Here is a 19,417-nt window from a genome sequence, read left to right on the forward strand (position 1 = left end):
ATCCTCCCAGCTGGTGGGCCCCGACGACTTGTTGGGTGACGAGCCGACAGTTCGACTCGTGACGGCACCGATCCCGACCTGCGGTGCCACTGGAAAACGCATCCCCGCCTATGCGCATGTGGCGCGTGTCACATCTTAGTTCATCGGCTCAGCCGCTGACAGCCACTCGGGACAGGGCGCGCCATCGCCCCGGCGCGCCCTGCCCCGGCTCAGGCCGGCTGCGCCACCGGACGGTGTGCGGCGCCGAACAGTTGCGCGTCCCCGTGGGCACGCTTGAAGAACAGATGCGCGTCGTGCTCCCAGGTGATCGCGATGCCGCCGTGCAGCTGGACGGTCTCGGCCGCGATCGCGGTGAGCGCCTCCGAGCAGTGCACGCGGGCGGCCCAGACGTCTTCGGCGGCCGACGGGCTGTCCGCCGCCACCGCCGCGGTCGCCGCGATGGACGCGGACCGGGCTGATTCCAGCAGCACGTACATGTCCGCCATCCGGTGCTTGAGCGCCTGGAAGCTGCCGATCACCCGGCCGAACTGCACCCGGGATTTGGCGTAGTCCACCGTCATCTCGAGGCAGCGATCGGCGGCCCCGACCTGCTCGGCGGCCAGCGCCGCCCACGCGATGCGGCGCAGCCGGGCGACGGCCTCCGCCTGGTCGCCCGAGCCGAGCCGTCGGGCGGGCACGTCGGCGAAATCGACTTCGGCCAGCTTGCGGGTGGGGTCCATGGTGGGCGCGGATCGCCGGGTGACACCCGGCGCGGCGGGCTCGGCCTCGAACAGGCCGGTCCGGGTGACGACGACGAGGGTGTCCGCCGACATCCCGTCGAGCACGTAGTGCGCGGTCCCGGTGAGGGCGCCGTCCGTCGCGCGCACGCCCGGTTCGTCCCAGCCGCGCTCGTCCGCCCAGCAGACCGCGATCGTGCGCGTGCCCTCCGCCGCCTCGGGCAGTAGCCGCGCGCAGGCTTCGGCGTCGCCCGACAGCAGCACGGCCTGCACGCCGAGCACGGCCGAGCCGAGCATCGGCACCCCGGCGAGCGTGCGGCCCAATTCGCCCACCACCAGCGAGGATTCGACCAAGCCCGCGCCGAAGCCGCCGAACTCCTCTGGGATCGCCAGCGCGGCGACGCCGATCTGCTCGCACAGCAGCCGCCACAGGGCCGGGTCGTAGCCGAGTTCGGTGTCCATCGCGGCACGCACCGCCGCCGACCCGGCGTGCTTGGTCAGCAGCGCCCGCACCGAGGCGAGGAATTCCTGGTGTTCGGCGGTGCTCATCGGTGTCCTTTCGCGCATGAGCGGGAGCGCTGTGTGGCGGCGCTTCGCTGCTTTCTCGGAGCCTTTCCGGCATGAGCGAGATCCCGTGTCGGCATGCTTCGCCGCCGCCTCCCGGTTCGACCGCTCATGCGATGCCTCGCGCGGCGCGATCGGAGTCGGTGTCCTCCCGCAGCGCCCGTGCGATCCGGGCACGATGCACATCCGGTGTGCCCCAGGCCGAACGCAGTGCGGTCACCTTGGTCAGCCACAGGGAGAGGTCGTACTCGGCGGTGTAACCGATCGCGCCGTGCACCTGGAGGGCGGCGCGAGCCGCGCGGTATGCGCCGTCGCCGCAGGCGATCACGGCGGCCGACACGTCCCGGCTCCGGGTGGTTCCGGCCATGGTCAGCGCGGCACGGTGGAGCAGTGGCTCGGCCAAGTCCAGCGCGATCAGCACGTCCGCGAGCTTCTGCTTGACGGCCTGGAACTCGCCGATCGGCTTGCCGAACTGCTTGCGTTGCTTGGCGTATTCGGTCGACGCGTGCAGCAGCGCCTTTCCGGCGCCGAGCAGCTGAGCCGCGCAGGCCAGCGCGCCGGTGTCGAAGCCGGCGGCGGCGGCCGCGCGGACCTGATCGCCCTCGGCGACGGTCTCGGCCGCGGCGACCGTGAACAAGCGGCGGGCGGGATCGACCGAGCGCACCAGGCCGGTGCGGTTCCCGGTGGACAGCTGATTCTCGCCGGCCAGCAGGACCACCTCGGCGGTGTCGGCGTCCAGGGCGACGCCGGGGCCGGGCGGCGCGAAGGCGACGGTGCCGAGCGCCGCGCCCTCGGCGAAGCCGGGCAACCACCGTGCCGCCAGATCCTGGTCCGGAAGCGCTTGCAGCAGGGCCGGAATCGCCGCGGCGGTCTCCACCAGCGGTCCGGGCACGGCTGCGCGCCCGAGTTCCTGGAAAGCCACGACCAGATCGATCGGCTCGGCGCCGATGCCGCCGTGCTGCTCCGCGACGGCCAGCCCGAGCACGCCGGCATCGGCCAGCTGCCGGATCAGCGCGCGACCCGGCCCGCTGTCGCCCGATGCCCACGCGCGCACGGCGGCGGGCGCGCGGCCCGCCTCCAGCAGTTTGCGCAGGCTGGCGCCGAAATCGAGTTGTTCGGGGCTGAGCGCGAATCTCATCGGCTGCTTCCTCTCGGTAGTCCGAGCAGCCGCTCGGCGATGATGTTGCGCTGGATCTCGTTGGTGCCCGCGTAGATCGGGCCGGACAGCGCGAACAGGTATCCGTCGGTCCACGGCCCGGAACGTTCCGCGGACGCGCCGAGCACGTCGAGCGCGGTCTCGTGCATGGCGATGTCCAGCTCGGACCAGAAGACCTTCGTGATCGAGGATTCCGCGCCCAGCTTGCCGCCCTCGTCCAGGCGGGTGACCGTGCCGAAGGTGTGCAGCCGGTAGGCCTCGCTGCCGATCCAGGCGTCCACCACGGCGTCGCGTTGCGCGGTATTGTCCTCGTCACCCGCCTCGCGCCACAGATCGATCAGCCGCTGGGCGGTGGCGCTGAACCGGCCGGGGCTGCGCAGCGAGAGGCCGCGTTCGTTGCTGGAGGTGCTCATCGCCACCCGCCAGCCCTCGCCGGGTGCGCCGATCACGTCGCGGTCGGGCACGAACACGTCGTCGAGGAAGATCTCCGCGAAGCCGGGTTCACCGTCCAGCTGCGGGATCGGGCGTACCGAGACGCCGTCGGCGGTCAGCGGGAACATGACGTAGGTGAGTCCCTTGTGCCGCTCGGCCTCGGGATCGCTGCGGAACAGCCCGAACGCCCAGTCCGCGAAGGCGGCGCGCGAACTCCAGGTCTTCTGGCCGCTCAGCAGCCAGCCGCCGCTGGTGCGCCGGGCCGTCGATCGGATACCGGCCAGGTCGCTGCCTGCTTCGGGCTCCGACCAGGCCTGCGCCCAGATGTCGTCGCCGCGCGCCATCCGCGGCATGATCCGCTCCAGCTGTTCGGGCGTGCCGTGTTCGAACAGCGTCGGGGCCAGCAGGAATATGCCGTTCTGGCTGACCCGCCCCGGCGCGCCCGCCGCGTAGTACTCCTGCTCGAACAGCACCCACTCCAGCAGCGAGGCGTCGCGCCCGCCGAACTCCTCCGGCCAGGCGACCACCGAGAGCCGGGCGTCGGCGAGGGTGCGCTCCCAGGCGCGGTGCGCCTCGAATCCGGCCTTCGTGTCCATCGAGGCCAGCGGTTTCGCAAGTTTGTTCGCGGCGAGGAATTCGCGGACCTCCCGCTGGAATTCCCGGGTCGCCTGGTCGAGATCCAGATCCACTACGTCGTTCCGTTCTGTTCTGCGGTGCCCGCCGACGCCTTCATCGACTTGGCGTTCATGCCGCCGAGGGAGTCGGCGCCGACTTCGGCGTTGTGCGCGTGCGCGAAGTGGTGCAGCCCGAAGACCGAGTCCATGCCCGACCGCATGCCCATCAGGTCCTCGGCCTGGTTGACCGCCTTCTTCGTCAGCGCGAGACCGAACTGCGGCATGGTGGCGATCTTCTCGGCCAGCGCCAGCGTCTCGGTCTCCAGCTCGGCGCGGGGCACCACCCGGTTGACCATGCCCCATTCCTTGGCCTGCGCGGCGCCGAACCGGTCGCCGGTGAACAGGAATTCCTTGGCCGCGCGCGGACCCATCACCCACGGGTGCGCGAAGTACTCGACGCCCGGAATGCCCATGCGGACCACGGGATCGGAGAAGAATGCGTCGTCGGAGGCGATGATCAGATCGCACACCCAGGCCAGCATGAGCCCGCCCGCGATGCAGGCGCCCTGCACCATGGCGATGGTCGGCTTCGGAATCTCCCGCCAGCGCCTGCACATGCCGAGGTAGACCTCGAGCTCCCGGGCGAAGCGCTGATCGCCACCGGCCCGGTCCACGTGGTCCCACCACAGCGCCGCTTTGTTCTGGTACCGCACATGGTGGTCGCGGCCCGGCGTGCCGATGTCGTGCCCGGCGCTGAAGTGTTTCCCGTTGCCCGCCAGCACGATCACGCCGACCTCGGGGTCCTCCACGGCGCGCTCGAAGGCGGCGTCGATGGCGTAGGTCATCACCGAGTTCTGCGCGTTGCGGTAGTCCGGCCGGTTCAGCGTGACGATCGCGACGCGACCGCGCCGCTCATAGGTGACGACTTCACCTTCGTCCGGGATCGCCGGACCCTCGTTCGGGGTTGCCGGTTCCGACATTACGACTTCTCCTCACGTAGTTGACGCTTGAGCACTTTCCCGGCGGCGCTGTAGGGCAGCTGGTCGCGGAATTCGACGACTCGCGGCACCTTGAAGTTGGCCAGCACGGTCGCCGCGTGGGCGCGCACCTGCTCCTCGGTGAGCGCCGAGCCGGGTTTGCGCACCACGTACGCCTTGCCCACCTCGCCCATCCTCGTGTCGGGCACGCCCACCACCGCCGACTCGGCCACGCCGTCCAGCCGGGCCAGCGCCTGTTCGACCTCGGCGGGATAGACGTTGAAGCCGCCGGAGATGTACATGTCCTTGAGCCGGTCGGTGATCTTCAGGTACCCGCGCTCGTCGATCGTGCCGATGTCGCCGGTGTGCAGCCAGCCGTCGGCGTCGATCGTCTGCGCGGTGCTGTCCGGGTCGTCCAGGTAACCGAGCATCACGTTCGGCCCGCGCAGCAGGATCTCGCCCGCCTCGCCGAGGCGCAGCTCGAATTCCGCGATCGGCCTGCCGCAGGTGTTCGCGATGGTCTCGGCGTCGTCATCGACCCGGCACATGGTGCCGAAGCCGGCGCTCTCGGACAGGCCGTAGGCGGTGATGACGACGTCGAAGGCCAGCTCCGAGCGCATCCGCTCGATCAGCACCACCGGCACCGTCGCCGCGCCGGTGACGGCCACCCGCAGCGAGCTCAGATCGAATTCGGCGCGGCGCGGGAAATCCAGGATCGTCTGGTAGATCGTCGGCGGGCCGGGCAGCACGGTGACCCGCTCCGCGCCGATCAGCCGCATCGTCTCCGGCACGTCGAAGGTGGCCTGCGGAATGATCGTCGCACCGGTGATCAAGCAGGCGAGAATGCCCGCCTTGTATCCGAAGTTGTGGAAGAACGGGTTCACCACCAGATACCGGTCGTCGCCGCGCAAGGTGGAGCACTCGACCCAGGCCCGCACCACCGACAGCGCCTGCCGGTGTGAGACCAGGGTGCCCTTGCTGCGGCCGGTGGTGCCGGAGGTGAACAGGATGTCGGAGATGTCGTCGGGACGCACCGACTCGGCGCGCCGCTCGGCCTCGGCCGCCGTCACCGGCGCGGCGACGGTCGCGAGTTCCGACCAGTCCAGCGCGGCGATGTCGGTGTTCTCGGTGCCCGGCTCGACCGGGATCACCACCACGGTATCGATGGCCAGGTCCGGCGCGGTCGTGCGCAATTCGGCGAGCCGGTCGCGGCCGAGGAACGGCCCCGCGATGAACAGCGCCTTCGCGTCCACTCGTCCGAGCACGTCGGCGGCCTCGTCGGCCACATAGCGGGTGTTCAGCGGTACCAGTGCCGCTCCGGCGTAGTGCGCGGCCAGCGCGGCGACCACCCAGTGGTGCGTATTGGGCGCCCACATGGCCACGCGGTCGCCCACCCGCACGCCACGCGCGATCAGCGCCCGCGCCACTTCCTGGACCGCCTCGAACAATTGGGTCCAGTCCAGCCGGACCTCGCCGTCGGCGATCGCCGGGGCGTCGCCGAAGGTCCGGGCGGCGTGGTGCAGTGCCATCGGTGTCGTCTGTGCAGGGGTTGTCACGGTTGTCCTCACCGTCCGCGAGTCACTTATGCGAGTGCTCTACAAAGCAAGTGCTTGGTAGGTTATCCTACCGGCGTGGGTGCGATCCAGACCTCAGAATCCGACACCGCCGCTCCGGACGGGCGGTTTTCCGCTGCGCAGGACGAGCGATTCGCCGCCGAGGTGCGCGAGTGGCTGGAGGAGAACCTCGACGGAGACTTCCGCGAGCTGCGCGGCCTCGGCGGTCCAGGCCGCGAACACGAGGCGTTCGACGAACGCCTCGCCTGGGACCGGCACCTGGCCGCGGCCGGGTGGACCTGCCTGGGCTGGCCGAAGGAGTACGGCGGCCGCGAGGCCACGGTGCGCCAGCAGGTGATCTTCCACGAGGAGTACGCCAAGGCGAACGCGCCCGCGCGGGTGTCGCACGTCGGCGAGGAACTGCTCGGTCCGACCCTGCTCGCGTTCGGCACCCAGGCGCAGAAGGACCGGTTCCTGCCGGGCATCCGCAATGTCAGCGAACTGTGGTGCCAGGGCTATTCGGAGCCGGGTGCGGGCTCCGACCTGGCCGCGATCACGACCGCCGCGCACCTGGACGGCGACGAGTGGTCGATCAACGGGCAGAAGATCTGGACCTCGCTCGCGCACGTCGCGGACTGGTGCTTCGTCGTCGCCCGCACCGAGCGCGGGTCCGCCAGGCACAAGGGCCTGTCCTACCTGCTGGTCCCGATGAAGCAGCCGGGCATCGACGTGCGCCCGATCATCCAGCTGACCGGCACGTCGGAATTCAACGAAGTCTTCTTCGACAACGCCCGCACCGCGGCCGACCTAGTGGTCGGCGAGCCGGGCGACGGGTGGCGCATCGCCATGGGCACGCTCACCTTCGAGCGCGGCATCTCCACCTTGGGCCAGCAGATCCGGTTCGCCCGGGAGCTGGCCGACATCGAGGCATTGGCGCGCCGCACCGGCGCGGCCGACGACCCGCTGATCGCCGACCGGATCGACCGGGCCTGGGTCGGGCTGCGAGTGCTGCGCGCGCACGCCATGCGCACGATGGAAGGCGCGGGCGTGGACGACGGCGCGGGCCAGGCCTCGGTGGCGAAACTGCTCTGGGCCAATTGGCACCGCGGCCTCGGCGAGCTGGCGATGGCCGTGCTCGGCGCCCGCGGCCTGGTGGCGGGCGAGGACGATCTCAACGAATGGCAGCGGCTGTATCTGTTCACCCGCGCCGACACCATCTACGGAGGTTCGAACGAAGTGCAGCGCAACATCATCGCCGAGCGCGTGCTCGGCCTACCCCGCGAGGCGCGCCCGTGACCGGCCCGCTGTCGGTCGCCCCCGCGCCCGTCGCCGGGCACGGCCTGCTGACCGGGCGCGCCGCCGTGATCACGGCGGCCGCGGGCACCGGCATCGGCTCGGCCACCGCGCGCAGGCTGCTGGCCGAGGGCGCGGACGTGGTGGTCTCCGACTGGCACGAGCGGCGTCTGACAGAGACCGCGACCGAGCTGGCCGGCGAGTTCCCGGACCGGCGGGTCGCCTCGATCCCGTGCGACGTGCAGAGCACCGAACAGGTGAACGCGCTGGTCCGCGGTGCCGCCGAAGCGCTCGGCCGGATCGACATCATGGTCAACAACGCCGGGCTCGGCGGGGAGACGCCCGTGGTCGACATGACCGACGAGCAGTGGGACCGAGTCCTCGACATCACCCTCAACGGCACCTTTCGCTGCACCCGCGCCGCGCTCGGCTACTTTCGCGACGCGGGCCACGGCGGCGTCATCGTGAACAACGCCAGCGTGCTGGGCTGGCGCGCGCAGCACGGTCAGGCGCACTACGCCGCCGCGAAGGCGGGCGTCATGGCGTTGACCCGATGCAGCGCGATCGAGGCCGCCGAACTCGGCGTGCGGATCAACGCGGTGGCCCCGAGCATCGCCAGGCACGCTTTCCTGGACAAGGTCAGCTCCACCGAGCTGCTCGACCACCTGTCGGAGCGGGAGGCGTTCGGCCGCGCGGCCGAGCCGTGGGAGGTCGCCGCGACGATCGCCATGCTGGCCAGCGACTACACCACCTACTTGACCGGCGAGGTGGTCTCGATCAGCAGTCAACGCGCCTGAGCCGCAGCGATTCCCGGGCTCGTCCGCGCCGCGCCGGGCGGACGAGCCGGCCCGGCGACCACCGAGCAGCCGGTCGCCCGCCGTCGCGGGCGAGTCTCCGCGCGCCGTATTGCGATCGCCTTCTCGCATCGCGCACGTCACCCCGAATGAGCGGCTGATCAGGTAGAAAAGGGCAAGCCGCGAGGGGTCGGGGTGTGCCATGCTGGATGAGATCGGATCCGCGCTCGACAAGGGGGCGATGGCTATGGGCCTGGATCGCCCACCTGCCCGCGAACAACTGGAACTCGATGTGGTGCGCGAAGTCGTGCTGGCCAGGCGACGGCTCGACAGCCTCGTCCTCTCGGCGCTGACCCTCGGCGCCGAACTCATCGAGCACACTTCCGCAAGGGCCGTCGCCACGGCCGCCATGCGCATTCTCGCGCAGCACGCCGTCGACGAGGGGGAGGTCGCCCGCGACCCGCGCCGCGCGCTGCGCGCCGATCTGGCGCGCGATCGCGAGCGTGCCCGGCGCATCGGCCTCAGCGCCGACGGTACGGAGACCGAGCAGGAGCGGCGCAGGCAGCGCCAGACCGCCCTGCTGTGCGAGGTGCGCTCGGATCTGCTCGCGGTGGTCGCGAAATGCCGGAAATTCCGCTTCGACCAGGTGACCTTCGCCGACGAGATCGCGCAGGGCCTGTGCGCGGCCACCGACAAGCTGGTTGTCGAGGCCGATATGGACGCCTACCACGCCTGGCAGCGCGGCATGGTGCTCAAGTTGAGCGAGGAACCCGTGCGCGGCGGCCCGCCACGGGTGATGGCGACGGTGGACGCCGGTCCGGATCGCGGTCAGCTCACCGTGGAATGGGACAGTTGCGAACGCCGTCTCGCGCTCGTCGCGCGAATGGCGCGGGCGGGCGTCTCGCCCGTGATCATCTGCGATCGCCTGCTGGCCGATCTGTCGGTCTCCTCGCCGCTGCGCTACTCGGAGCGCTGAGCAGTACCTCTCGACCAAGCAAATGCTTGGTTGTATGATGGCCGTGTGCCCGCAACAGACGCCTCTAAATCAGCTCGGCGCAGTGAGTTGCTCGCCTTGGCGGCCGAATTGTTCGCCGAGCGGGGATTGCGCGCCACCACGGTGCGCGACATCGCCGACGCGGCCGGAATCCTCTCGGGGAGTCTCTATCACCACTTCGATTCCAAGGAGTCGATGGTGGACGAGATCCTGCGCGGGTTCCTCGACGAGCTGTTCGGCCGCTATCGCGAGATCGTCGCCTCCGGCCTGAGCGCGCGAGACACCTTGGAAGCCTTGGTGCTCGCCTCCTACGAGTCGTTCGACCGCTGGCACGCCGCGGTGGCGATCTACCAGACCGAGGCGAAGCGGCTGCGCGATTCGGAGCGGTTCACCTACATCGCCGACTACAACCGCGAATTCCGCGAGCTGTGGCACCGAGTGCTCACCAACGGCGTGCGGGACGGCGCCTTCCGGCCGGAACTCGACGTCGAACTGGCCTACCGCTTCCTGCGTGACACGGTCTGGGTCGCGGTGCGGTGGTACCGGCCGGGTGGGCCGATCACCGTCGAGAACCTCGCAAAGCAGTACCTGACCATCGTGCTCGACGGGCTCACCGTCCCCGAGCGCACCACGTAGGAGTCCTTACATGTCAGCACCTTCCGCGTCCCGTCGTCCGTATGCCCCGCTGCGGGACGCCTACGTGATCGATGCGGTACGCACCCCCGTAGGCAAGCGCGGCGGCGCATTGGCGAGCGTGCATCCGGCCGATCTGGGTGCGGCCGCGCTGCGCGGCCTGCTGGACCGCACCCCGATCGACCCGGGCGTCGTGGACGACGTCATCGTCGGTTGCGTCGACAATGTCGGCCCGCAGGCGGGCAACATCGGCCGCACCATGTGGTTGGCCGCCGGATATCCCGAAGAGGTTCCCGGCGTCACCGTGGACCGGCAGTGCGGATCCAGCCAGCAGGCCATCAATTTCGGCGCGCAGGCCATCATGAGCGGTACGGCCGAGGTGATCGTCGCGGGCGGCGTGCAGAACATGAGCGCGATCCCGATCTCCGCGGCCATGCTGGCGGGCAAGGAGTACGGTTTCGACACCCCGTTCGTCGGCGCGCAGGGCTGGGACCACCGCTACGGCACCGGTGAGGTGACGCAGTTCCGCGCCGCCCAGCTGATCGCCGAGAAGTGGGGCATCAGCAGGGAAGAGATGGAGCGCTGGGCGCTGCGCAGCCACGAGCGGGCCCGCGACGCGATCAAGAACGGCCGCTTCGACAACGAGATCGTGCCGGTCGGCGACTTCTGGATCGACCAGGGTCCGCGCGAGACCAGCCTGGAGAAGATGGCTTCGCTGCCGCCCCTGGCCGAGGGCAGCCCGCTCACCGCCGCGGTGGCCAGCCAGATCTCCGACGGCGCCAGCGCCACCCTGCTCGCTTCGGAGTGGGCGGTGCAGGAGTACGGCTTGACCCCGCGAGCGCGCATCCACCATGTGAGCGCGCGCGGCGCGGACCCGATCTTCATGCTCACCGCACCGATTCCGGCGACCAAGTGGGCGCTGGAGAAGACCGGCCTCACTATCGACGACATCGACGTGATCGAGATCAACGAGGCGTTCGCACCGGTGGTGCTGTCCTGGCTGAAGGAGACCGGCGCGGACCCCGAGAAGGTGAACGTCAACGGTGGCGCCATCGCGCTGGGCCACCCGCTCGGTGCGACCGGTGCGAAACTGTTCGCCACGCTGCTCAACGAACTCGAACGGATCGAGGGCCGCTACGGCCTGCTCACCATCTGCGAGGGCGGCGGCACCGCCAACGCGACCATCATCGAGCGCCTGCCCCGCTGACCGGCACCGAGCGGCACGTCGGCGAATTCGCGTCGCCCGACGTGCCGCTCGGCATGCGCATCGTGGGTGCCGGGGGGGTCAGTCGGATTGCACCTTGTGATCCGACTGTCCTTGTGACGGAACGTCGTTCATGACGCTCGGCTCGTAGATCCGTCGGTGGATTCGCTCTCTCCGTCTCCGGGAGCGTCCGGTTTCGCGGATGAGTCGGTGTCGGCGTCGCGGGCGGTGGGGCCTGTCGATGAGTCGGTCTGTTCATCGCCGCGCATGTCGGGTTCTGCGGACGACTGCGGCTCGTCGTCGCCGAGGGCGGTCGGCTTGCCCTCGCTGCCCTTACCCTTGCCTTTTCCCTTGCCCTTTCCCTCGGACTTGCCTTTTCCTTTGCCCTTTCCCTTGCCTTCGCCTTGGTCGGCGTCACTCGCGTCGGAGGGTTGACCCTGCTCTTCGTCCTGCGCCAGGTAGGCGACCGGATCGCCGCCGATCGTCTCGCTCGTCGCGGGCTGTGCGACGAGACCCATCGTCAACGTGCCCGCGGCGACCGCCGCTGCCGTCACGATGGCCCGAACGGTTGTCTTTCCCACTACCAAACCTCCCTGGTGATCGGTTTCGTCGGTGGAGCAGCGCGAAGTTAGCACCGGGAACGAGCCGCGCATCCGGGCTCGCCGCGCCCGAATGCCCTCGTGACGAGGCCGACATCCCGCTGTGACGTAGTCCCGGAATGCTCGGATGGTCCGCTATCGCTGCGACCGCAGGTATTCGTCGTGTTCGCGATCTTCGCGGTAGTAACGCTGGGTCAGAGCGGTGAGCCGGTTGATCTCGGCCGCCATCGCGGAAGGTTCCAGCGGTTTGGCGACGATGGGGTCGCCGGTCTTGACGTAGTAGCGGCCGTCCGCGTAATCCATCCACCAGAAGCCGCGTCCGAAGCTCGGGCGCGCATCGACGGCCGGACCGGCGAGCACCGTGATCTCACCGAGGCCGAGGCGTTCGCGTTTGAAGATTCGGTCCAGTTGTGCGACGACGCCGACCTCATACGGCTTGCGCACCGGCCGATCCCGGTCGGCGCTCACTTCTTCCCGCCGCGCTTCGATCGGCGGATGTGTGCCCGCAGGCATCTTGGGCAGCGCGGCGACCGCTTTCGCGGCCACTCGTTGCGCGGCGCACGAACTCACGATCACGTCACCGCCGGTGTCCGGCGCGGTACCGGGAAGCTGGACCAGGGTGGCGCCGATCTGCCCGCGTACGGCCCCGTGGAAACGGAAGACGATCGACATGTCCGGGCCGCCCATCCCTTTGGACTCGACGCGCGCCTCCGGTTCCAGCAATACATCGAGCGCCCGTTCCAGTTCGACGGCGTATCGCCCGAGTAGCGCGTCCACCGCTGCCTCGCGCTGACGCTTCAGGTCGGCGAAATCCATCTCCTCCGGCCGGTATTGCAGCGGGTAGGGCAGGCGGTCGCGACCGTAGGCTGCCCAGAGGATTTCGAATTCCTGCCCGGTGAAGCGCCAGTCAGCCATTCGGGTTGTCTCCGATGACCGGAGGGACGGACTTCGGCAAGGCGTCCAGACCGGTGAGTTCCTCGCCGTTGTGCTGGTTGATCAGGTAGTCCTTGACGCCGGAGGTCTCCCGATCGTCGTCCTTGCCGCGAGCCCCCATTCCGGGGGCCATGCCGGTCGTGCCGGCCGGGCCGGATCGAGCCGCCTGGCTGCCGGTTGCCGTGGCGGCCGGAAGGGCGTTCGGCTGCTGCGGACCGGCGGGAACGTTGCGGCCCGGCACCGGCGTGGCGGTGGAATTCGGCGTACCGGGACTGCTCGGGCTGCCGGATCGCCGGGGAGTGCTCGGGCTCGTGGTATCGGGTCGACCCGGTGCGGCGGTAGTGATGTTCGGGCTCGGTGAGGTGGTGCTGCTCGGCGTCGTCGACGGGGTGGTCGAGGTGGTCGGTTGCACGCTGGTCGGCTGGTTCACCCCCGCCGGGGTGACCGACTGGGGTGTGGTGGCTGCGGGGTCGGTCCGGGGCGATTCCCGCGGGTCGCCGTCGGACGGTTCGGTGGATTCCGGTTCCGCGCCTGCGGGATCGCCCGAGTCGGAAGTCACCTGTGGCGCGGCGGAATTCGAGGTACCAGGTGACGACGGACCCGGCTGCCCGCTATCCGCCACGATCCGCGGAGCGGTCGGCAGGACAGGTACGCCGTGGTCGGTTTGAGTGGCGACCTGCCCGTACACCGTGCGAAGGATCCGCCGCGCTTCCTGCGTTGCCTCCTCCTCGGTGTAATCACCCGCCTTCATGACGCCGTCCTGCGGCAACGTCTTACCCATCAGGTCAGGGCGTTCGGTGGCCTGCGGCATCAACGCCTGCGTCTGCTCGAGACCGGTATGCATCTCCGACAGCTTGAAACTCACCAGACAAGCGGCATCGGCCAGATTCCCCGACTGGTTCCGGTAATTCGTGACCGCCTCGGCCGCCGCCTTACCGGATTGCCCCGTCCACCCCGGATTCGTGCCGTCACCGGTCACGGTGCGGACGAACTGCTCGTTGAACGCCTGAATCGCCCCGGTCAGGTTCATCCCGATGTTCAGCCACGCCTCGGACGCTTCCCGCACCGTCCCCGGCCGCATCGCGTTCACGGCATCGACCATCTGCGCCAACGTCATACTGTCGTAGTTGTCCGGCCCGGGAATCCGCGGCGGCTCGTATTCCCCCTGAAACGACGTGCCCAACCGGCTGGTGAAGTCGTAGATCGTGTCGCGCTCCCGATTCCACTGCTCCTGCGCGGCGATGATCCGGTTCCGGTACTCGTCGTAGGTCATGGTTGGGTATCCAGACCGGTGAACTGGTCGGCCCTGGACTGATCCAGCTCGACGAAGTTCGCAATAGCCTTGGCCACAACCTCTTTCGCGATCTTCACCGCGTCGATGTGCTGCATGAGGACGGCGTCCAGGGATTGCTCCGTACCGCTCGACTTCAGCCTGAACTTCTCTTGTAGCGCGACCCCGGACGGGAACGGGCCGAACCCGGTGACATCGATGAGCCGGTCGGCCATCCGCATGATGCCGTCGAGGCGGTCGAGGTAGTTATCACACGCCGTATCCAGACCTCTGCCGACATCAGGATGCAGCATCAACTCGCCCGCATTCGCCTGGTCCAGCAGTCCGCGCCATTCCGCCGGATCGACACCTATGGCCATCGCCCCTCCTCAGTTCGCGGGCAGGTACCGCACCAGGTCGTCGGCATGACGACCAGCCTCCTGGCAAGGCTCACCTTGCTTTCCGATCGAATAGCGCGTCGTAACCTTGAAAATCACTGTGCCGTACGCATTTTCGACCGCGACACTACATTTGAGCCGCCTGCTGTCACCGACGTCCAGGTATTGCAGGGCGCGGTGCGAGCCCACCGTCAAGGGGGTAAACGATTCCTTGTCCTGACGTTGACGAACTTCGTCCAGGGCGAAGGCTCCGGACAGTACACCGAGGTCATACCAACGTGCAGCCGCCTGCCAGCCACAAACCTTCCACCCGGTGAAGTCCACTCCGGCGACATCTTTCTCCCTGGTCGCCTGATTGAGACCCGTGCCAGAAATAGCTGATTCAGGCAACGTGCATGGATCCCACAGAGCCGCGTCGGGGTCACCGGACTTTGACGTCGACGTCGAGGCGGCGGCCACGGGGGTGGTTGTCGTTGGCGTGGGTGTGTCCGTGGCGTCATTGCATCCCGCGGCAACAAGAGTGGCGCCGAGCACGAGCGCGGCACCACGCAGGAACTTCCCCCAGCTCGTCATCGGTTCCTCACCGCCGGTGCCGTAACGCATCGACGGGGGCCGGACCGGCTTATCCGCCCCCTGCAAGCTGGGATCGACGCTACTGGCCGGTCCCCACGGGTGCAACCAGGTCGGTGCTGATTCACGCCATCGCAGTTGTGAAGTTGTGCAATACACCTCACCAGCCACGATCGGGTGCAACGGTGAGCGCCTCACGCCCTCAGTGCCGTCTACGGCTCGGGCGGGCACTGGCCTTCTTCGGTGCGGGCACCGCCGCAGGCGGCATCAGCTCCAACCTGCGCGATAGGCGAGTTCCCCCGATACGGCTCGGCGTGAGTTCGGTGGTTTGTGGCCAGCCTCCGCCGACCCGCTGGGAGCCGTACCGCGCTACGGCCCGCCCGGCAGGCGGCGTTGTCCCGTTCCCACTTCGTCCTTCAAGTCTTCGTAGCCGACCGCCAGTTCCGCCAGACGTTCCCATGCGTCGCCGAGGACCCGATTCGAGCTGCTTGCCAACGCCGCGTAGGCGAGTGCGGTGTACTCGGCGAGGCGGTCTACCACCGAGCCGACCGTCTCGGTGTGGACGCGTGCCGCGCCGAGAGATGGTCGTAGCTGGGCAGTGACCCAGCGGTCGATGTCGCGGATCAGGCGGGCGCGGCATTGATCGATCGACTCGGCTTGCGCCAGTCCGGCGGAGAGACGGCTTTCGTGTAGGGCGGTGAGGTCTCGAGCTGCGGTCAAGAGGGGATGGTCGTCTCGAGCGTCGCCGCGACAAGCGGCCAACAGGCGGTGTTTGGGGGGTAAAGGTCCCGGTGTCATCACGCACCGCCGAGGGAGGGCCGGTCCATCTGCGGATGGGCGATATGGCGAAGCGGGAAGGTCACGCGCTCAGCCCCTTTCCGGATTCGCCGTTCGGCACCGTGCTCCGGTTGCGTCGGGTGTCGAGTGGACGCTCCGAGTGTCAGGTGCCGGATCGACGCCAGGACCAACTGGCCGGACGGACGGTACGCGGAGCGCGGAGGTTCGATCCAATGGCGGAACAGGGCACATCGGTCGGTGGGGGAAGGGAGCGCGATTTCACCGCCCGCGCGCACTATCGAGACGTCGAGGCGGAACATCTCCGCGAACAGGCTGTCGTCGTTCGGCAGATCGGGACGCACCAAGTAGCTCCACCGTTGTGAACGCGGGTGGGGCACGATCGGGCCGATATCGTGCCCACGGCGCTGTAGGTAGATCTTCACGAGTTGCCCCAGGTGGGCGGGCATCATCAGCGCCCGGACGATTCCGGCCCGAATCACGATGCGGCCCAACTCGGGTGGGTCGACGATCGCGGGCAGGCCGCACACCTGCCGGTAATACCGGCAGCGGGACACAGGCGTGTCCCCGAACTCCGATTGGTTCATTTCCAGACCTCTGCGCGAGTCGGTGAGCTAGGGTGCGCCCAGCCCTGGAAGTCGGCAGAACCCAGGGGCGGGGGCGTGGTGGGAGATCGGGGTGGCCCCCTGCTGGGCGCGAAGTCAGCAAAACACCTTTGACCTGCGCGGAGTTCGAAGTCTGGGTTTCCCAGCCGAACTCGGCCGAAGGTCCAGAGCAAATCCCGTGCCGGGTCGTAGTCGTCACCCGGTACGGGTCGAATTCGCATGAGGAAGGGGACCACTGTGACCGATACCGGCTCGACCCTGCCGAGGCGCCAGCTGGGGCGTTATCTACGGGAGGCGCGGACGGAGCTGGACATGTCGCTCGAACGAATGGCGGATCTAACAGATCTGAGTTCGTCTGGACTGCAACGACTCGAAACCGGCCAGCCGACGCGGCTGAAAGTGCGCGACTTGCAGGCGATTTGCGAGGTGCTCGGCTTGTCTGAAGAGATAGCCGCAGCGATGATCGGGCTATTGCGGCAGAGTGCGGAGCCGAACTGGTGGCACGAATACGGCAATCTGATTCCCGCAACCTTTGATGTCTATGTCGGACTGGAGACGGCAGCACAAAAGTTGACCACCTACCAGCCCTCCCTGGTGCCGGGTCTGCTTCAGACAGCTGACTACGCCGCTGCGCTGATTCAGGCTGGTACGCCAGAAGAAAGTGGCGCCGAGCTGAGGCGACGCGTGGAACTGCGGATGAAACGCCAGACGATCGTCACCAGGAAACGGCGGCCGATTGTGCTGGAGGTCCTGCTGCATGAGTGCGCTCTTCGAAGCACAGTCGGGGACCACCGTGTTATGGCGGCGCAGCTTCACTACCTCGCCGAGATCGGAAAGATGCTGAACGTGACCATACGAGTGCTGCCGTTCGGCGCGGGTGCGCCGATAGGTCATCCCGTAGGGCAATACGCGATCCTCGAGTTCGGGGACGCTACCGATGGCAGGTCGGTGGAACCTCCGGTCGTGTACTTGGAGAACTTCACCGGTTGCATGTATCTCGAAAAGCCGCAAGACATTCGGCGGTACGATCGAGTGCACGATTGTCTCCGGCGGGCCTCGTTGGACGAGGCTTCTAGTAGAAGCCTGCTCCGGCAGGTGGCGAAGGAGTTACAGGCATGACCGCTGACCTATCAAAGGCCGATTGGTTCAAGAGCAGCCACAGTGCGACTCAAGCGGATTGTGTCGAGGTCGCCTTCCTAGCAGACGGTCTCGTCGGGGTGAGGGATTCGAAGAACACAGCCGGTCCGGCGCTTGTGTTCCCGCCTCGCGTGTGGGACTCGTTCACCGAGAGCTTCGTCTCTGGTGAGACTGACCGACACTAGGCGTCGCTTTCCTATCAGCGAACCGAACGAAGAGGGGGCGAGTGTGACAGCGGAGATGGTCGAGGCCCGGTGGTTCAAGAGCAGGCACAGCGCCACTCATTCTGATGGCGTCGAAGTCGCTTTCCTGGTCAGACGCCGAATCGGCCTGCGGGACTCCACAAATCCGAGCGGACCCGCGCTCGTCTTCGCGACCAACGAGTGGGATGCCTTCACTGCGGCGGCCCGGTCTGGGGAGTTCGCTTCATAGCAAAGCTTGAACGGATAGACCTGGACGGACTTCGGTCAGCGGAGCGATGCCTCAGAATCCGGGCGGTTCTGGGGCATCGGCCCCTGCGGGCGCGGCAGTTGACAACTCCTAGCCGTGTCCGTTGGGGTCGCGCATGTAGGCCCCTCGTCCCCTCCGGCATGTGATCCGTCGATGTCTGCCGTTTGCGGGCCGCTCACGGCGAAGTACCGAGTTCTTACGCGCGTTCCGGCGGTGGGTGCCGCGGCTCTTCGCTCGCGTGTGCAGTGCGTTCCAATGCCCATCTGGTGCCGCTTTATGTGCTGCGACCAGGCCGAACACCGTGTCAGTGGTCGTGTCAGGTCGGTATCAGTCCGGTATCAGCTGGTCTGGCGACAGTATTCACATGAACAGCGCAGCCAACATCAGCAGCACAGCGAACGACTCGACCTGGACCGGCATGGTGCCGGTGGACGACACCGCCCTCGCCGTGACCGACACCGGCGGCCCTGGCCGTCCCATCGTCTATCTGAACGGCGCCTATGCCAGCCAGCGGCCCTGGCGGCCCGTGATCGCCGAACTCGGCAGCGGCTACCGCCACATCACCTTCGACGAGCGGGCTCGCGGCAAGTCGAAGCGGTCGGCGGATTACTCCTTCGAGGCGTCCTTGCGGGATGTCGATGCCGTGCTCGCGGCGCGGGGCGTGGACCGGCCGCTGCTCGTGGGCTGGTCCTACGGCGGGATCCTCGCGTGGCACTGGGCCGACCGGAACCCGGATCGCGTCCTGGGTGTGGTGACCGTGGACTCCGCGCCATACGGCTTGACCGGAGAGGAGGGCCGGGAGCGGATCCGGAAGCTATTCCACAAGATGCGGTTCGTGCTGCCGCTGGCGCGCCCGTTCGGCTTGGCCGCGCGGATGACCGCGGCCCAGCACGCCGAGGTCGGCATCGATGCCAACGAGGTGGCCGCCGCCAGCGCGCCGGTTCTCGAGCGCCTGACCTGCCCGGTGCGCTTCGTCCTGGCCACGGGCAACAGCCTCGGGAGCGAGGACGGGGAGATGGAGCAGGTGCGGGCCTCACTCGATCCGGTGCTCGCGCGCAATCCGAACGTGAAGCTGAGTGCGAAGGTCGCGAGCAACCACTCGCACATCCTGCGCAAGGACTTCCGAGCCGTCGCCGAAGCCGTACGGGAGACTGCGGCCGCCCATCCTCAGCAGGTCCATTGAGCCATGACTGCCGAGCGCACGATCCGGCCGGGCGGCGTCGAGCCGCAGCCCGCCACCATCCGTCCGTCGATCAACAATTTCGACAGGCGTCACGCGAGTCGGATGCACACGAACCGCGGGATGTAGCGGCGGCCTCGTCGCCATCCTGGTCGAGTGGTCCGACCTGTTCACCGGAGGCCGCTCCATCGACACGGTGACCTGTTCGAGGCGCGGGGTGATTTCGACGAAACCGAAACCTGGTACCACCCCGCCCTCGACACCGACCGTGCTTACATCCTTCGCAGATTCGACCGCTTGCTCGAGAAACGCGGGAGCTCGATGACGCCGAATTCGAAGTTCTACGTATTCGAAAATGTTCGTAACGTTCGACTGTTCGATTATTGGTGATCATCCTTTTCTGTACAGTTCGGGTGTGGCGAACAGCGTTGTGCTCGAACCGCTTCGGCTCGATGGTGCTGCCCTGGATCCGGTGGGTGGCAGTGGAGCGCTGATCCGGTGAGGGGTCCGGGGGCCAATGCTGTCAGGGAGTTGTTCAGGCGACTCCGTG

21 protein-coding genes are annotated in these 19,417 nt (G+C 68.1%); 9 read left to right on the forward strand and 12 right to left on the reverse strand.

Translation table 11 applies throughout. The features are described 5' to 3' along the window. Positions 1-209: 209 nt before the first annotated feature. The 5 genes from ACGF7Y_RS16490 to ACGF7Y_RS16510 all read right to left on the reverse strand — a co-directional run bounded on the left by ACGF7Y_RS16490 (position 210) and on the right by ACGF7Y_RS16510 (position 6,015). Positions 210-1,265 (reverse strand): acyl-CoA dehydrogenase family protein, encoded by a 1,056-nt coding sequence (locus ACGF7Y_RS16490; protein ID WP_393234372.1) that lies wholly within the window; start codon positions 1,263-1,265, stop codon positions 210-212. 124 nt (positions 1,266-1,389) lie between these two features. Beyond that, positions 1,390-2,418: an acyl-CoA dehydrogenase family protein gene (locus ACGF7Y_RS16495; protein ID WP_393234375.1), complete on the reverse strand. Its 1,029-nt coding sequence runs from the start codon at positions 2,416-2,418 to the stop codon at positions 1,390-1,392. Continuing rightward, complete coding sequence (locus ACGF7Y_RS16500) at positions 2,415-3,557, reverse strand: acyl-CoA dehydrogenase family protein (protein ID WP_393234377.1); 1,143 nt, start codon at positions 3,555-3,557, stop codon at positions 2,415-2,417. The genes ACGF7Y_RS16495 and ACGF7Y_RS16500 overlap by 4 nt, the downstream gene beginning before the upstream one ends. After that, positions 3,557-4,462, reverse strand: coding sequence for an enoyl-CoA hydratase (locus ACGF7Y_RS16505; protein WP_051174824.1), 906 nt, complete (start codon positions 4,460-4,462; stop codon positions 3,557-3,559). Before ACGF7Y_RS16505 ends, ACGF7Y_RS16500 begins: the two co-directional genes overlap by 1 nt. Further along, the gene (locus ACGF7Y_RS16510; protein ID WP_393234380.1) at positions 4,462-6,015 is read right to left on the reverse strand and encodes a FadD3 family acyl-CoA ligase; all 1,554 of its coding nucleotides are present in this window, start codon (positions 6,013-6,015) and stop codon (positions 4,462-4,464) included. Before ACGF7Y_RS16510 ends, ACGF7Y_RS16505 begins: the two co-directional genes overlap by 1 nt. Before the next feature lie 75 nt (positions 6,016-6,090). Here ACGF7Y_RS16510 and ACGF7Y_RS16515 point away from each other — a divergent pair, with 75 nt between their 5' ends. The 5 genes from ACGF7Y_RS16515 to ACGF7Y_RS16535 all read left to right on the forward strand — a co-directional run bounded on the left by ACGF7Y_RS16515 (position 6,091) and on the right by ACGF7Y_RS16535 (position 10,933). Beyond that, the gene (locus tag ACGF7Y_RS16515; protein WP_393234383.1) at positions 6,091-7,308 is read left to right on the forward strand and encodes an acyl-CoA dehydrogenase family protein; all 1,218 of its coding nucleotides are present in this window, start codon (positions 6,091-6,093) and stop codon (positions 7,306-7,308) included. Continuing rightward, positions 7,305-8,102, forward strand: coding sequence for an SDR family oxidoreductase (locus ACGF7Y_RS16520; protein ID WP_393234386.1), 798 nt, complete (start codon positions 7,305-7,307; stop codon positions 8,100-8,102). Before ACGF7Y_RS16515 ends, ACGF7Y_RS16520 begins: the two co-directional genes overlap by 4 nt. 199 nt (positions 8,103-8,301) lie before the next feature. Further along, positions 8,302-9,075 (forward strand): hypothetical protein, encoded by a 774-nt coding sequence (locus ACGF7Y_RS16525; protein WP_393234388.1) that lies wholly within the window; start codon positions 8,302-8,304, stop codon positions 9,073-9,075. Between the two features lie 45 nt (positions 9,076-9,120). Further along, on the forward strand, positions 9,121-9,729 hold the full coding sequence (locus tag ACGF7Y_RS16530; protein ID WP_040864602.1) for a TetR/AcrR family transcriptional regulator: 609 nt from the start codon (positions 9,121-9,123) through the stop codon (positions 9,727-9,729). A gap of 10 nt (positions 9,730-9,739) precedes the next feature. Continuing rightward, positions 9,740-10,933, forward strand: a complete 1,194-nt coding sequence (locus tag ACGF7Y_RS16535; protein ID WP_373283843.1) for an acetyl-CoA C-acetyltransferase — start codon at positions 9,740-9,742, stop codon at positions 10,931-10,933. Positions 10,934-11,061: 128 nt separating this feature from the next. Here the strand turns inward: ACGF7Y_RS16535 and ACGF7Y_RS16540 are convergent, their stop codons facing one another. The 7 genes from ACGF7Y_RS16540 to ACGF7Y_RS16570 all read right to left on the reverse strand — a co-directional run bounded on the left by ACGF7Y_RS16540 (position 11,062) and on the right by ACGF7Y_RS16570 (position 16,082). Further along, positions 11,062-11,511 carry a hypothetical protein gene (locus tag ACGF7Y_RS16540; protein ID WP_393234391.1) on the reverse strand — a complete coding sequence of 150 codons (450 nt, stop codon included), beginning with the start codon at positions 11,509-11,511 and terminating at the stop codon, positions 11,062-11,064. 153 nt (positions 11,512-11,664) lie between these two features. After that, positions 11,665-12,444, reverse strand: coding sequence for an ESX secretion-associated protein EspG (locus tag ACGF7Y_RS16545; protein WP_393234393.1), 780 nt, complete (start codon positions 12,442-12,444; stop codon positions 11,665-11,667). After that, on the reverse strand, positions 12,437-13,735 hold the full coding sequence (locus tag ACGF7Y_RS16550; protein ID WP_393234396.1) for a hypothetical protein: 1,299 nt from the start codon (positions 13,733-13,735) through the stop codon (positions 12,437-12,439). Before ACGF7Y_RS16550 ends, ACGF7Y_RS16545 begins: the two co-directional genes overlap by 8 nt. Beyond that, positions 13,732-14,112 (reverse strand): hypothetical protein, encoded by a 381-nt coding sequence (locus ACGF7Y_RS16555; protein WP_393234398.1) that lies wholly within the window; start codon positions 14,110-14,112, stop codon positions 13,732-13,734. Before ACGF7Y_RS16555 ends, ACGF7Y_RS16550 begins: the two co-directional genes overlap by 4 nt. Positions 14,113-14,121: 9 nt before the next feature. Further along, positions 14,122-14,733: a DUF3558 domain-containing protein gene (locus tag ACGF7Y_RS16560; RefSeq protein ID WP_393234400.1), complete on the reverse strand. Its 612-nt coding sequence runs from the start codon at positions 14,731-14,733 to the stop codon at positions 14,122-14,124. Positions 14,734-15,069: 336 nt separating this feature from the next. Further along, positions 15,070-15,420 carry a DUF4254 domain-containing protein gene (locus tag ACGF7Y_RS16565; protein WP_393234403.1) on the reverse strand — a complete coding sequence of 117 codons (351 nt, stop codon included), beginning with the start codon at positions 15,418-15,420 and terminating at the stop codon, positions 15,070-15,072. Between the two features lie 77 nt (positions 15,421-15,497). Next, positions 15,498-16,082, reverse strand: coding sequence for a DNA-directed RNA polymerase subunit beta (locus tag ACGF7Y_RS16570; RefSeq protein WP_393234405.1), 585 nt, complete (start codon positions 16,080-16,082; stop codon positions 15,498-15,500). A gap of 255 nt (positions 16,083-16,337) precedes the next feature. Between ACGF7Y_RS16570 and ACGF7Y_RS16575 the strand changes: the two genes are divergently transcribed. The 4 genes from ACGF7Y_RS16575 to ACGF7Y_RS16590 all read left to right on the forward strand — a co-directional run bounded on the left by ACGF7Y_RS16575 (position 16,338) and on the right by ACGF7Y_RS16590 (position 18,870). Beyond that, positions 16,338-17,219 (forward strand): helix-turn-helix domain-containing protein, encoded by an 882-nt coding sequence (locus ACGF7Y_RS16575; protein ID WP_393234408.1) that lies wholly within the window; start codon positions 16,338-16,340, stop codon positions 17,217-17,219. Further along, the gene (locus ACGF7Y_RS16580; protein WP_393234411.1) at positions 17,216-17,422 is read left to right on the forward strand and encodes a DUF397 domain-containing protein; all 207 of its coding nucleotides are present in this window, start codon (positions 17,216-17,218) and stop codon (positions 17,420-17,422) included. Before ACGF7Y_RS16575 ends, ACGF7Y_RS16580 begins: the two co-directional genes overlap by 4 nt. Positions 17,423-17,477: 55 nt before the next feature. Next, on the forward strand, positions 17,478-17,669 hold the full coding sequence (locus tag ACGF7Y_RS16585) for a DUF397 domain-containing protein (protein ID WP_393234671.1): 192 nt from the start codon (positions 17,478-17,480) through the stop codon (positions 17,667-17,669). A gap of 382 nt (positions 17,670-18,051) precedes the next feature. Then, positions 18,052-18,870 (forward strand): alpha/beta fold hydrolase, encoded by an 819-nt coding sequence (locus ACGF7Y_RS16590; protein ID WP_393234413.1) that lies wholly within the window; start codon positions 18,052-18,054, stop codon positions 18,868-18,870. Positions 18,871-19,417 lie beyond the last annotated feature (547 nt).

This window comes from Nocardia sp. NPDC047654, from assembly GCF_043205035.1.
Taxonomy (GTDB): Bacteria; Actinomycetota; Actinomycetes; order Mycobacteriales; family Mycobacteriaceae; genus Nocardia.

Coding starts and splice junctions, on each gene's coding strand:
- ACGF7Y_RS16505 (WP_051174824.1), bottom strand. CDS start 4,462: ATGTCGGAACCGGCAACCCCGAACGAGGGTCCGGCGATCCCGGACGAA.
- ACGF7Y_RS16555 (WP_393234398.1), bottom strand. CDS start 14,112: ATGGCCATAGGTGTCGATCCGGCGGAATGGCGCGGACTGCTGGACCAG.
- ACGF7Y_RS16590 (WP_393234413.1), top strand. CDS start 18,052: ATGAACAGCGCAGCCAACATCAGCAGCACAGCGAACGACTCGACCTGG.
- ACGF7Y_RS16550 (WP_393234396.1), bottom strand. CDS start 13,735: ATGACCTACGACGAGTACCGGAACCGGATCATCGCCGCGCAGGAGCAG.
- ACGF7Y_RS16495 (WP_393234375.1), bottom strand. CDS start 2,418: ATGAGATTCGCGCTCAGCCCCGAACAACTCGATTTCGGCGCCAGCCTG.
- ACGF7Y_RS16490 (WP_393234372.1), bottom strand. CDS start 1,265: ATGAGCACCGCCGAACACCAGGAATTCCTCGCCTCGGTGCGGGCGCTG.
- ACGF7Y_RS16580 (WP_393234411.1), top strand. CDS start 17,216: ATGACCGCTGACCTATCAAAGGCCGATTGGTTCAAGAGCAGCCACAGT.
- ACGF7Y_RS16570 (WP_393234405.1), bottom strand. CDS start 16,082: ATGAACCAATCGGAGTTCGGGGACACGCCTGTGTCCCGCTGCCGGTAT.
- ACGF7Y_RS16535 (WP_373283843.1), top strand. CDS start 9,740: ATGTCAGCACCTTCCGCGTCCCGTCGTCCGTATGCCCCGCTGCGGGAC.
- ACGF7Y_RS16525 (WP_393234388.1), top strand. CDS start 8,302: ATGCTGGATGAGATCGGATCCGCGCTCGACAAGGGGGCGATGGCTATG.
- ACGF7Y_RS16560 (WP_393234400.1), bottom strand. CDS start 14,733: ATGCGTTACGGCACCGGCGGTGAGGAACCGATGACGAGCTGGGGGAAG.
- ACGF7Y_RS16585 (WP_393234671.1), top strand. CDS start 17,478: ATGGTCGAGGCCCGGTGGTTCAAGAGCAGGCACAGCGCCACTCATTCT.
- ACGF7Y_RS16545 (WP_393234393.1), bottom strand. CDS start 12,444: ATGGCTGACTGGCGCTTCACCGGGCAGGAATTCGAAATCCTCTGGGCA.